Raw genomic sequence first — 12,765 nt, 5'->3', positions numbered from 1 at the left:
CCCGATAGCCCGCATGCTATCTTGCGCCTCCCATCAACCGGCTCGACTCGCGTCCCATGATCCCGATTAACCGTGCCCTGCGTTTGACGCTCTATACCTTGCTGATCATCGCCGGCACCATCCTCGCCGCCACCCTCGCCATGCGCCAGGCCGAACGTGCGGCGCTGGTCGAGGACGCCGCGCGCGCCAATCAGCAGCTGGGCCTGTACGCCAACTCCCTGCACACCCTGATCGAACGCTATCGCACCCTGCCCGCAGTTTTGGCGCTCGACCCGGAACTGCGCTCGGCGCTCAGGGGGCCGGTGACGCCTCAATTGCAGGACGCGCTGAACCGTAAACTGGAGCAGATCAACGGCGCGGCGCAATCCTCGACCCTGGAACTGCTGGACCACACCGGGCTGGCCGTGGCGGCGAGCAACTGGCGCCTGCCGAGCAGTTACGTCGGCCACAACTACGGCTTTCGCCCCTATTTCATGCAGACCCGCACCCAGGGCACCGGGCGGTTTTATGCGGTGGGGGTGACCAGTGGCATTCCCGGTTATTTCCTGTCCAGTGCCGTCACCGATGACGATGGCCGGTTCCTCGGGGCGATGGTGGTCAAGCTGGAGTTTCCCGAACTGGAGCGTGAATGGCGCCAGGGCACCGACACGCTGCTGGTCAGCGACGCGCGCGGGATCGTATTCATCGCCAACCAGCCGGGCTGGCGCTATCGCCTGCTGAAGCCGCTGAGCGACAGCGACCAGGCCGAACTCAAGAGCACTCGCCAGTACGACAAGCAGCCGCTGACCCAGTTGGACTATCACACCCTGCGCCATTTCGACGACAACAGTGTGCTGGCGCAGGTGCAGGGTCCGAACGGCAAGGCCGACTACTTGTGGGAGTCCCTGCCGTTGAGCGCGGAGGGCTGGACCCTGCACCTGCTGCGGCGCCCGCAGGTGGCCTTCGAAGACACGCGCAACGCCGCGCTGGCCGCTGCCGGCCTGTGGCTGACGCTGGTATTTCTGCTGTTGTTCCTCTATCAACGCTGGCGCCTGGCCAAAATGCGCCAGCGCAGTCGCGAGGAACTCGAGCGTCTGGTGGAAGAACGCACTCGCGACCTGCGTACCGCTCAGGACGGCCTGGTGCAATCGGCCAAGCTGGCGGCGCTGGGGCAGATGTCGGCGGCGCTGGCCCATGAAATCAATCAGCCGCTGACCGCGCAACGCATGCAATTGGCGACCTTGCGCCTGCTGCTCGACCACGGCCGCGTCGATGACGCCTACAAGGCGTTAAAACCCGTGGATGACATGCTCACGCGCATGGCCGCCCTCACGGGTCATTTGAAGACCTTCGCCCGCAAAAGCCCCAGCGGCTTGCGCGAACGTCTGGACCTGGCGGCAGTGGTCGACCAGTCGCTGCACCTGCTCGACACCCGCCTGCGCGATGAACAGGTCAGCACCGTGCTGCACCTGACCCGGCCGGCATGGGTGCGCGGCGATGCGATCCGCCTGGAACAGGTGTTGATCAACCTGCTGCGCAATGCCCTGGACGCGATGCACGATACCCCCTGCAAACGCCTGGAAATCCGCCTCGAAGCCGACGAGCAGTTATGGTGCCTGAGCGTCATCGACAACGGCAGCGGCATCGCCGAGGAAAACCTGGTCAAGGTCTTCGACCCCTTCTTCACCACCAAGCCGGTGGGCGATGGCCTGGGCATCGGTCTGGCCGTATCCTTCGCTATCGTTCATGAATCGGGCGGACGCCTGAGTGCGGCCAATCACGCCAACGGCGCGGTCTTCACCGTCACCCTGCCCATCGATCCGGAGGCCCCAGGCGCATGTTGAATTCAGTGATGGTGGTCGACGACGAAGGCAGCATTCGCAGTGCCGTCGAACAATGGCTGAGCCTTTCCGGCTTCGAGGTGCAACTGTTCAGCCGCGCCGAAGATTGCCTGGCACAACTGCCGCGGCATTTTCCCGGAGTGATCCTCAGCGACGTGCGCATGCCCGGCATGAGCGGCCTGGAACTGCTGGCCGAACTCCAGCGTCGCGATGCCGACCTGCCGGTGATCCTGCTGACTGGCCACGGCGACGTGCCGATGGCGGTCGATGCCATGCGCGATGGCGCCTACGACTTCCTGGAGAAACCCTTCAGCCCGGAAACCCTGCTCGGTAGCCTGCGCCGCGCTCTGGATAAGCGCCGGCTGGTTCTGGAAAACCGTGCATTGCACGAGCAGGCGGACAACCGGGCCAAACTCGATGCAACGTTGCTGGGCGTGTCCCGTGGTTTGCAGACCCTGCGCCAGCAAGTGCTGGACCTGGCGACGCTGCCGGTGAACGTGTTGATCCGGGGTGAGACCGGTAGCGGCAAGGAACTGGTCGCCCGCTGCCTGCATGACTTCGGGCCACGCGCCGAGCGGCCGTTCGTGGCGCTCAATTGTGCGGCGATCCCCGAGCAATTGTTCGAGGCCGAGTTGTTCGGCCATGAAAGCGGCGCCTTTACCGGCGCCCAGGGCAAGCGCATCGGCAAGCTCGAATATGCCGATGGAGGCACCTTGTTCCTCGACGAAATCGAAAGCATGCCGCTGGCCCAGCAGGTGAAATTGTTGCGGGTGTTGCAGGAGCAGAAGCTCGAACGCCTGGGCTCGAACCAGAGCATTCGCGTGGACCTGCGCATCATCGCCGCCACCAAGCCCGATCTGCTGGAGGAGGCGCGAGCCGGGCGATTCCGCGAAGACCTGGCCTATCGACTGAACGTTGCCGAGTTGCGCCTGCCCCCCTTGCGTGATCGCCGTGAGGACATTCCCCTGCTGTACGAGTCCTTCGCGCGCCATGCCGCCGAGCGGCTCGGGCGCAGCGTTGCGCCCTTGAGCGGGCCGCAACTGAGCCGCCTGCTGAGCCACGACTGGCCAGGTAACGTACGCGAACTGGCGAATGTCGCCGAGCGTCAGGTGCTGGGGTTGGGCGAACCGGAGCCGGTGGGTATCGAGGCCGGCCAATCGCTGGCGGCGCAGCAGGAGGCGTTCGAGGCGCAATGCCTGCGTGCCGCGCTGACCCGGCACAAGGGCGATGTGAAAGCAGTACTGGAAGAACTGCAACTGCCGCGTCGGACCTTCAATGAAAAGATGCAGCGGCATGGATTGAGCCGGGAGATGTTTTTGTAGCGACTATAACGGCCTCATCGCGGGCAAGCCCGCGAAGAGGCCAGTACAAACAACGGCAAACCTCCAGGCATAAGCAATATTCCGCTCACCTCATCTCTCCCATAAGCGGATTTCCGCTCACTCCATTCCCGCGCCCCTTCTAAACCGGGCCTCCACCCCTTGGCACACCTCCTGCTATAGCCCTCCCAGGCTGCGTTTAAACACGCCTCTCTAAAAACAATTAAACGAAGGATCCTTCAATGGATAACTCCAACACCCTGCCCCTTGGGTCGGCTGCCGTGGCCGCTCCCAAAACGACTGCCAGCCGGATCAAATCGATCTTCAGCGGCTCGGTCGGCAACATGGTCGAGTGGTACGACTGGTACGTCTATGCCGCCTTCTCGCTGTACTTCGCCAAGACCTTCTTCCCCAAGGGCGACACCACCGCACAACTGCTCAACACCGCCGCGATCTTCGCCGTGGGCTTTTTGATGCGTCCAATCGGTGGCTGGCTGATGGGCCTCTACGCCGACCGCGCCGGACGTAAACGCGCACTGATGGCCTCGGTTTACCTGATGTGCTTCGGTTCTCTGCTGATCGCCCTGAGCCCGGGTTATGAAACCATCGGCATCGGCGCGCCGATCCTGCTGGTCTTCGCCCGTCTGTTGCAGGGCCTGTCGGTCGGTGGCGAGTACGGCACCTCCGCAACGTACCTGAGCGAAATGGCGACCAAGGAGCGTCGCGGATTCTTCTCCAGCTTCCAGTACGTGACGCTGATCTCCGGCCAGCTCATCGCTTTGGCCGTACTGATCGTGCTGCAGAACTTCCTGACCACCGAAGAGCTGTACGCCTGGGGCTGGCGTATCCCGTTCGCCATCGGCGCGCTGTGTGCCGTGGTTGCGCTGTACCTGCGTCGTGGCATGGAAGAGACCGAGTCCTTCGTCAAGAAAGACAAGGCCAAGGAAAGCGCGATGCGCACCTTGATGCGTCACCCCAAGGAACTGCTGACCGTGGTCGGCCTGACCATGGGCGGTACGCTGGCGTTCTACACCTACACCACCTACATGCAGAAATACCTGGTGAACACCGTCGGCATGAGCATTTCCGACTCCACCACCATTTCTGCCGCGACCCTGTTTCTGTTCATGTGCCTGCAACCGATCATCGGCGGCCTGTCGGACAAGATCGGTCGTCGCCCGATCCTGATCGCCTTCGGCGTACTGGGCACGATCTTCACCGTACCGATCCTGATGACCCTGCACACCATCCAGACCTGGTGGGGCGCGTTCTTCCTGATCATGGCGGCGCTGATCATCGTCAGCGGCTACACCTCGATCAACGCCGTGGTGAAGGCCGAACTGTTCCCGACCGAAATCCGCGCCCTGGGCGTCGGCCTGCCGTACGCACTGACCGTATCGATCTTCGGCGGCACCGCTGAATACGTCGCGCTGTGGTTCAAGAGCATCGGCATGGAAACCGGCTACTACTGGTACGTGACCGCGTGTATTGCCGTGTCGTTGTTGGTGTACATCACCATGAAAGACACCCGCAAGCATTCGCGGATTGTGACGGACTGATAGACCCTCCTCGCGAGCAAGCTCGCTCCTACAGTTTGATCGGCGTACCTGTAGGAGCGAGCTTGCTCGCGATAAATGGTCAGGACAACTCGGCAACCTGCTGCCGGCCATAGCGTTTTTGCGCCATCGAAGCACCCGCAATCATCACCACCAAAATCCCCGCCAATACCAGCGACGAACCGATGGTGCCGAAATCCAGGCCACCCTTTTCATGGGGCTTGGTCAGGAAATCGCCCAAGGTCGCACCAAACGGTCGGGTCAGCACGAACGCCACCCAGAACAACAGCACCGACGAAATCTTCGTGAAGTACTTGAGCAGCACCACCAGCGCAATGGTGGAGCCGATCAACAGTGCGCCACCGGCAAAACCCAGGCCCGAATCGTCAGCCAGGTAATCACCGAGCGCCGTGCCCAAGGTGTTGGAAAACAGAATCGCCATCCAGTAGAACATTTCCCCGCGAAAGGTCTGGACTTTGTTGACGTTCAGCGAATCGCCGCTCAAACGCCACGCCGCAAAAATCCCGATCAGGATCGCGATGAGAATCATCGACCCCGTGGCATAACCCAGGCCGAGGGTGCGGTCCATGAAGTCGGACATCGTGGTGCCCGCCGTGCTGGTCGACAGAATCACCATCCAGTACAGCACTGGCTTGTAGGTCTTCGACAGCAGTTGCGTGACCAGCGTGAGCACGAACACGCTGATGAGGATGAGCGAACTCATGGCATAGCCGACGTCGAGGGTCATCGACAGCAAGTCACCTGCCGTTTCACCCAGGGTAGTCGCGCAGATCTTCATCACCCAGAACGCCAGGGTGATTTGCGGAAGTTTATTCATCGGGACGGGGCTCCATGGGTCAGATCAGCCGCTGCTTGGGCTTGGTGGTGCGCAGAGTGGAGACCACAGGGTGAAAAACCGGTGAGGAGTTTATGAAAAAACTGTCACGCAGGCCGATATGGCGAATAAGTCGCCACACTGGAAATTGCCGCCCGGCCCTTGCACTATGGCCCTCCCCACCCGCAACAGCACTCAGGAACCCTCGCCATGGCTGACGACATCCACTTCTATGAACCCGCCAACGGCCACGGCCTGCCCCACGATCCGTTCAACGCCATCGTCGGCCCACGCCCCATTGGCTGGATCTCCTCGCAAGATGCCCAAGGCCGCCTGAACCTGGCGCCCTATAGTTTTTTCAACGCCTTCAACTACATCCCGCCGATCATTGGATTCTCCAGTGTCGGACGCAAAGACAGCCTGAACAACATCGAGCAGACCGGCGAGTTTGCCTGGAACCTGGCCACGCGGCCGCTGGCCGAGCAGATGAACCAGAGCTGCGCCATGGTCGGACCCGAGGTCGATGAGTTCGCGTTGTCCGGGCTGACACCCGTGGCATCGAAAGTCATCCAGGTGCCACGGGTGGCCGAAAGCCCGGTGTCGTTTGAGTGCAAGGTCACACAGATCATCCAATTGCGACGGGCTGACGGCAACGTCGTGCCGAGCTGGCTGATCCTTGGCGAAGTGGTGGCCGTGCACATTGCCAAGTGGCTGTTGAAAGAGGGGGTGTACGATACCGCCGCCGCAGAGCCGATTCTGCGCGGGGGCGGGCCGGCGGATTACTTCCAGTTGGGGCCTGAGGCTTTGTTCAAGATGTACCGCCCTGGCGCGACCAGGTAACTACCAGATCAATTCGCCTTCTTCACCTACGCCTTTAAGGCGCATCAACTCCAGGGCCGCTGCTTCGTCGGCTTCCATGGCGGTCTTGAAGCTCTGATCTTCCAGCAGTTTGTTGAAGCGCGGTGCTCCGGCGCCACCGATCTGTTTGGTGGCGATCGCCGCGTAGTAACCACCGCCTTCACGGGGGACTACGGCAGATACCGCTTCAAAGGTTTCAAAGGCTTTACGTGCCATGTCGGGGTCCTGACGGGTGGGAAGTTGCGCCATTAAACCTTCAACCCGCCATTTTGTGTACCCAGGACCGAGTTTGCCCCGATGCCTGAATGGCGGTCACGTCCTTGAAGGTATGAAAGTCCAGATTATCGACCACCAACTCCTGGACCAGTTCGGCAAAAATCTGCATGCCCGGCGTATTGAAGTAAGTCGTCATGGCTGACTGATGCGTCCAGAAACCGCAGACCAGCCACAAATCCGGATCGCACTGCGAATGCTGCAATGAAAAACTCAGGCAACCCGGCGCGCTGCGGGTCGGATGGATCAGGGCGCTGAGCCGCGCACCCAGCTCTGTCGAGCGTCCGGCGCGAGCGCGCGCCAGAACCATATGACTGACGGGATTCTGTGTGGACATGTTCAACCCTCCCAGGTACTCGGGTGGCAGCCGTGGGACGGGCTGCGACAGGATCAAAGGTTAATCGCGCACGGGCCGTCGCGTTAGTCGATTCCTGCCGGCTTTTTGCACATTCCTGCGAAGGTGTTTCCGGCACCTGTAACAATGTGTAAAAGCGTGTAGCCGGAGTGCCGCACTGTTTTCTGTAGGAGCGAGCATGCTCGCGAGGGTGGTCAACGACGACGCTGGACACCTGACACCCCGCGATGTCCGGGCCTCCATCGCGAGCATGCTCGCTCCTACAGGGGCTTCGTGTATGCCGTGACGTTGCAGGATCAGGCAAGCATTTCGCAGAATGTATCTACCGCTTCGCCTTGCACGAATCTATTCTCAGCTGACTTTCAACGCGCTGCGAGGATGCCCGGCATGACATCGTTCGATCACCTTCAAGCCCCGCTGGACGCCGACATGGAAAAACAGCGCGCGGAATTGGCCGATATCATCCGTCGCATCACCACCGATGATGGCAACTACGCGACTGCGGTCGATTCGCTGTTCATGTCCCGGTACAGCAAGTCCCACGATTTCGCCTCGGTGCTGGCGCAACCGGCGCTGTGCATCATGGCCCAAGGGCGCAAGGAGGTGCGGCTGTCGGATGAGATTTTCAACTACGACCCGCTGAATTACCTGGTGGTGTCGGTTTCGATGCCGTTGAGCGGACGGGTGGTAAACGTCACCTCGGAGGAACCGATCCTGGCCATTCGTCTGGACATCGACCCCGCCGAGATCACCGCGCTGATCGCCGACGCCGGCCCCATGGGTGTACCCACCCGCCCTACCGGCCGTGGCCTGTATGTGGAGCGGATCGACACAGCGATGCTCGACGCCGTGCTGCGCCTGGCGCGGTTGCTGGAAACGCCCAAGGACATCGCCATGCTCGCGCCGCTCATCCGCCGGGAGATCCTCTATCGTCTACTGCGCAGCCCACAGGGCCATCGGCTGTACGAAATCGCCATCGCGAACAGTCAGAGCCACCGCATCAGCCAGGCGATCAAATGGCTCAACGGCAACTACGAACAGCCTCTGCGCATCGATGACCTGGCCAGGGAAGTGAACCTGAGCGTGTCGACGCTGCATCACCGCTTCAAGGCGATGACGGCAATGAGTCCGCTGCAATATCAGAAGCAACTGCGCTTGCAGGAAGCGCGCCGGTTGATGCTGGCCGAAGGGCTTGAGGCTTCGGCGGCAGGGTATCGCGTGGGATATGAAAGCCCCTCGCAGTTCAGCCGCGAGTACAGCCGGTTGTTCGGGGCGCCGCCATTACGGGATTTGGCGCGGTTGCGGTTGTCGGTTTGATCCGGCTTTTGCATTAGGGCTGATGGCCTCATCGCGGGCAAGCCCGCTCCTACAGGAGAACGCATTCCAACTGTGGGAGCGGGCTTGCCCGCGATGAGGCCAGCAAGACCTACATCAAATCCAGTTCAAGCCCCAAGCACCCGACACGCCTCAACCGGCAACGTCACCGACACCGGATGCCCGACGCTCAAGCCAATGCCCTGGCATGGCGTGCTCAACGCCGTGAACGACACCCCGGAGCACTCCACCGTGGTCTCGATCGTCGCACCGATATCCCGCACGAACGTCACTTTGCCGAGCAAGCGGTTACCTGCCGTTGCCTGGGGCGCGGACAGTTGCAAGTCTTCAGGGCGAATCAGCATCTTGACCTTCTGCCCCACCACGATGCTGCTGCAGATCGGCACGTGCAGTGCATCGCCTCCCGGCAGGCTCACTTTGCCGTCACCCAGCGCCGTGGCCGCAAAAATGTTGCCCGAACCAATGAAGTCTGCGACGAACTCGTTGGCCGGATGGCGATAGATCTCGATGGGCGTCCCCACCTGCTGCACCCGATGCTCGCCCAGCACGACGACAATATCGGCCATGGTCATGGCCTCGCGCTGGTCGTGGGTCACCATGATGGTGGTGATGTTCAGGCGTTGTTGCAGTTGGCGGATTTCCACCTGCATGGATTCGCGCAGCTTGGCGTCCAGTGCCGACAATGGCTCATCGAGCAGGAGGATTTTGGGATGCGAGGCAATTGCCCGGGCAATCGCCACGCGCTGGCGTTGTCCGCCGGACAGTTTGGCCACCGGACGGTTGATCATCGGTTGCAGCTGGATCAGTTCCAGCAACTCCACCACCCGCGCCTGCTGTTCAGCCTTGGCGACGCCGCGCAGCTTGAGCGGGTAAGCGATGTTCTCGCCCACGGTCATGTGCGGGAACAGCGCCAGGGACTGAAAGACCATGCCGAAGTTGCGCAAGTGGGCCGGGGTGTGGCCGATGTCTTCGCCATCCAGGCGAATCTCGCCACCAGTCAGGGTTTCCAACCCGGCGATCATGCGCAGCAAGGTGGTCTTGCCGCAGCCAGAAGGGCCGAGGAAGCACACCAACTTGCCCTCGGGCAGATGCAGGTTCACATCGGTGACCGCGCAGGCCGAACCGTAGTGCTTCTCGACGTTTTGCAGAATCAGACCAGACATAAGCACTCCCTCAACAATCAAAACGAAACGCCACCTTCACCGACCAGTTTTTCGAGCGCCCAGATCAGGACAAAGTCGATCAACACGATCAGCACGGCAAACGAGAACACGGTTGGGTCCAGCGAAGACACGGTGCGGCTGTACATCCAGATGGGCACGGTCATCACGTCGATGGTGTAGAGGAAATAGGTGACGGTGAACTCGTTGAACGAGACGATGAACGCCAGCAGCATGCCCGCCAGGATCCCCGACTTCATCAGCGGCACCACCACGTCGATAATTGCCCGCAGCGGTGAGGCGCCGAGCATTTGCGCCGCCTCCTCGATTTCGCTGCCGATGGACAACATGGCGGCGGTGCAGTTTTTCACCACGAATGGCAGCGCGAGGATCACGTGGGCAATCACCAGCCGCGAGGTGGTCATGTGAAACGGCAGACTGTCGAATACCAGCAGCAACGCCAGCCCCAGCACCACCATGGGAAACACCAGCGGCAATGACATCAATTGCAGCGCCACGGCCTTGCCGCGAAACTCACAACGGGTTAGCGCGTACGCCGCCGGCACCGCGATCAGCGTGGCGAAGATCATGGTCAGGCACGAAACCAACAGGCTGGTGGCCATGGCCTGACCGAGGCTCAGCACATCGCTGGCGTCCGGCGAGACGAAGGTGCGCCAGGCTGCCTTGTACCATTGCAGGCTGTAGCTGCTGGGCGGAAAGTCGAGGTTCGACGCACCGCTGAAAGACATGACGATCATGGTCAGGATCGGCAGCACTGCCAGCAGCAGGATGAAGCCTGAGAGGATCCCGGCGAACTTGCCGGTATCGCCCGGCAACAGCGATTGACGCTTTTTGATCAGGGCACTCATTGAGATGCCTCCAGCAGGCGGCGGCGACGGCCAGTGATGAACTCGGACAGGGTCATGATCGCCAGGGTCGTGACGATCAGCACCACGCCAGCGGCGGACGCGGCAGGCCAGTTCATAAGCGGGGCGATCTGGTCATGCACCATCACGGCCAGCATCGGAACGCGCCGGCCACCGAGCAGCAACGGCACCACGAAGCTGCTCGCGTTGTAAGCGAACACCAGGGTCGCACCCGTGATGATCCCCGGCAGACTCATCGGCAACACGACCTGGCGGAACACTTGCCAGCGACTGGCGCCGAGGGTGGCGGCGGCTTCTTCGTAACTGCGGGCGACACCCCGCATGGCACTGGCAATCGGCAACACCGCCAGCGGGAACGCAGTCTGCACCAGGCCCATCAACACGCCATTCTGGTTGTACAGCAGCATGATCGGCCGCTTGATCAGGCCCAGGCCCATCAGCGTCTGGTTGAGCATCCCGCCCGGCCCCAGGATCACTAGCCAGCCATAGCTTTGCAGCAGCAGATTGACCAATAACGGCAACAGCACCGCCGCGAGGAAGATGCGCCGCACAAACGGCGAAGTCAGGCGCGACATGGTGTAGGCCACCGGGATCGCCAGCACCACGGCGATCACTGCACTGATCAGCGCCAGGCGCAGGGTCAGCAGCAGGGACTTGAGGTAATACGGCTCCAGCAATTGCGCGTAACTGGCCAGGCTGAACCCGGACCATTCGGCGCCCTTGGTGCCGACGCTCATGCGCAGCACCAAAAGGCTCGCGGCAATCAGCACACCCAGAAACAGCATCGACGGCGACAGGAAAAACCAGGCACGGGCCGTCGGCGAAACCCGCCGTTTGGTGCGCACGGGGGCAGCACTTACCGGGTGGGTCAGAGGTTGATGTTCCATAGCTAGGGTCTCGTCAATGGAAAGCAATTGGCGAACGCAGGTCCCGTGGGTACATCACCCATTCGGTGGGAGCGAGCCTGCTCGCGATAGCAATCTGCCAGGCGACATTGATGTTGAATGTCAGCCTGCAATCGCGAGCAGGCTCGCTCCCACAAGGGATCATCCACAGTGGAACCTCAGTGACTCGAGGACCTGCGTTCACCACCCGATCAGGAAGAAAAGATTTCCGTGTAACGACGAATCCATTGGTCATGCACGGAGGCCAGGAAGGCGTTGTCATGCATGATCGCCTTCTCGGCGATCTGCTCCGGCGTGAGGATGTACGGGCTCTTGCGCGCCTCGGCGGAGATGATCGCCTTGGCATTGACCGGGCCGTTGTAGATGTCTTCGGCCATCTTGCCCTGCACCAAAGGGTCGAGGGAGTGGTTGATGAAGGCGTAGGCCACGTCGGTATCGCCCGGACGATTTTTCGGCATGACCGAAAGCATCAGGTCGGTGTAGAAACCTTCCTTCATGCCGAAGGTGGCGCCCAGCCCATAGTTCGGGTCGCGGATCTGTTTGGGGAAGAACGCCGGAGCGTAGAGCCCCCCCATGTCCAGGGAGCCGGTACGGAACAGTTCGGCGATCTGGTTGGGGTTTTCGCCCAGGGTCACCACGCGGTCCTTGAGCTCGGCGAGTTTCTTGAAGCCCGGCTCGATGTTGTGCTCGTCACCACCGGCCAATTTGGCGGCGATGATGATCAGGTCCATGGCTTCGGTCCAGTTCGGCGGCGGCAGGAAAATGTTGGGCGACAACTCGGCGTCCCACAGGGCAGCGTAACTGTCCGGTGCGTCCTTGATGGTGCGAGTGCTGTAGACCAGGCTGTTGCACCACAGCAGGTAGCCGATGCCGTGGCCGTTGGCGCCGGTGCGGTATTTCTCCGGCACGTCGACCAGGTTGGGAATGCGGTTGAGGTCGGGTTTTTCCAGGAGGTCGGCAGCGGCCAGCCCCTCGGCACCGACGCCGGCCAGGGTGATGATGTCGTATTGCGGACGATCACCGCCGGCCTTGAGTTTGGCGACCATTTCCGAGGTACTGCCGGTACGGTCGGCGATGACTTTGCAGCCGTACTTGTCTTCGAAGGTCGCGGCGATGTTGCGCAGCGCGGCCAGACCAGTGTCATCGGACCAGGTCAGCAGACGCAGGGTCTTGCCCTGGAAACGGGTGTCGCTGGCGCTGGCCTTGATGAAGGGCATACTCATGGCCGCCGCCGCGACGGAGGCCACACCCACGGTTTTGATGAATTGACGTCTGTTCAGATCGTGCTCGCCCATTACGGACTCCCATTTATTGTTGTTGGAATGAGATTGGTAGCAACCGTTGCATCTGCGCCCCTGGCCCGCCTGAGCCCCTGTATTGGGGGCGATGACTGAGCCGACGGGTTCATCCTGAGGTTGTGCAAAACACCTGACTATCGATAAAAACTCATTGAAGCCATGAC

General features: G+C 61.4%; 12 protein-coding genes. 5 read left to right on the top strand and 7 right to left on the bottom strand.

Annotated elements, in window-relative coordinates; genetic code table 11:
• The first annotated feature begins 56 nt into the window (after window positions 1–56).
• The 3 genes from AB4N64_RS01700 (at window position 57) to AB4N64_RS01690 (ending at window position 4,698) form a co-directional block, all read left to right on the top strand.
• Window positions 57–1,823, top strand: a complete 1,767-nt coding sequence (locus AB4N64_RS01700) for an ATP-binding protein (protein WP_460121452.1) — start codon at window positions 57–59, stop codon at window positions 1,821–1,823.
• Window positions 1,817–3,142, top strand: coding sequence for a sigma-54-dependent transcriptional regulator (locus AB4N64_RS01695; protein ID WP_460121450.1), 1,326 nt, complete (start codon window positions 1,817–1,819; stop codon window positions 3,140–3,142). Before AB4N64_RS01700 ends, AB4N64_RS01695 begins: the two co-directional genes overlap by 7 nt.
• A gap of 239 nt (window positions 3,143–3,381) precedes the next feature.
• Window positions 3,382–4,698, top strand: a complete 1,317-nt coding sequence (locus AB4N64_RS01690) for an MFS transporter (protein ID WP_460121448.1) — start codon at window positions 3,382–3,384, stop codon at window positions 4,696–4,698.
• A 79-nt stretch (window positions 4,699–4,777) separates the two neighbouring features.
• Here AB4N64_RS01690 and AB4N64_RS01685 read toward each other — a convergent pair whose 3' ends face one another.
• The gene (locus AB4N64_RS01685; RefSeq protein ID WP_460121446.1) at window positions 4,778–5,533 is read right to left on the bottom strand and encodes a COG4705 family protein; all 756 of its coding nucleotides are present in this window, start codon (window positions 5,531–5,533) and stop codon (window positions 4,778–4,780) included.
• A 207-nt stretch (window positions 5,534–5,740) separates the two neighbouring features.
• Between AB4N64_RS01685 and AB4N64_RS01680 the strand changes: the two genes are divergently transcribed.
• A complete protein-coding gene (locus AB4N64_RS01680) occupies window positions 5,741–6,370 on the top strand; it encodes a flavin reductase family protein (RefSeq protein WP_460121444.1) in 630 nt (209 codons plus the stop codon).
• On the opposite strand, the gene AB4N64_RS01675 is transcribed toward AB4N64_RS01680, so the two are convergent.
• Together AB4N64_RS01675 and AB4N64_RS01670 are read right to left on the bottom strand one after the other, a co-directional pair.
• Window positions 6,371–6,604, bottom strand: coding sequence for a hypothetical protein (locus tag AB4N64_RS01675; protein WP_460121442.1), 234 nt, complete (start codon window positions 6,602–6,604; stop codon window positions 6,371–6,373).
• A 40-nt stretch (window positions 6,605–6,644) separates the two neighbouring features.
• The gene (locus AB4N64_RS01670) at window positions 6,645–6,998 is read right to left on the bottom strand and encodes a putative quinol monooxygenase (RefSeq protein ID WP_460121440.1); all 354 of its coding nucleotides are present in this window, start codon (window positions 6,996–6,998) and stop codon (window positions 6,645–6,647) included.
• Window positions 6,999–7,403: 405 nt separating this feature from the next.
• Here AB4N64_RS01670 and AB4N64_RS01665 point away from each other — a divergent pair, with 405 nt between their 5' ends.
• Entirely contained in the window at window positions 7,404–8,333 is a 930-nt protein-coding gene (locus AB4N64_RS01665) for an AraC family transcriptional regulator (RefSeq protein ID WP_460121439.1), read from the top strand.
• A 125-nt stretch (window positions 8,334–8,458) separates the two neighbouring features.
• Here the strand turns inward: AB4N64_RS01665 and AB4N64_RS01660 are convergent, their stop codons facing one another.
• The 4 genes from AB4N64_RS01660 to AB4N64_RS01645 all read right to left on the bottom strand — a co-directional run bounded on the left by AB4N64_RS01660 (window position 8,459) and on the right by AB4N64_RS01645 (window position 12,598).
• Window positions 8,459–9,514, bottom strand: coding sequence for an ABC transporter ATP-binding protein (locus AB4N64_RS01660; RefSeq protein WP_460121437.1), 1,056 nt, complete (start codon window positions 9,512–9,514; stop codon window positions 8,459–8,461).
• Between the two features lie 17 nt (window positions 9,515–9,531).
• On the bottom strand, window positions 9,532–10,380 hold the full coding sequence (locus AB4N64_RS01655) for an ABC transporter permease (RefSeq protein WP_460121436.1): 849 nt from the start codon (window positions 10,378–10,380) through the stop codon (window positions 9,532–9,534).
• On the bottom strand, window positions 10,377–11,285 hold the full coding sequence (locus AB4N64_RS01650) for an ABC transporter permease (RefSeq protein WP_460121434.1): 909 nt from the start codon (window positions 11,283–11,285) through the stop codon (window positions 10,377–10,379). The genes AB4N64_RS01655 and AB4N64_RS01650 overlap by 4 nt, the downstream gene beginning before the upstream one ends.
• A gap of 209 nt (window positions 11,286–11,494) precedes the next feature.
• Entirely contained in the window at window positions 11,495–12,598 is a 1,104-nt protein-coding gene (locus AB4N64_RS01645; protein WP_460121432.1) for an extracellular solute-binding protein, read from the bottom strand.
• Window positions 12,599–12,765 lie beyond the last annotated feature (167 nt).

Source organism: Pseudomonas sp. S2_C03 (genome assembly GCF_054668405.1).
Note: the sequence above shows the minus strand (reverse complement) of the source record. Positions and strands in the feature narration are given on the sequence as shown.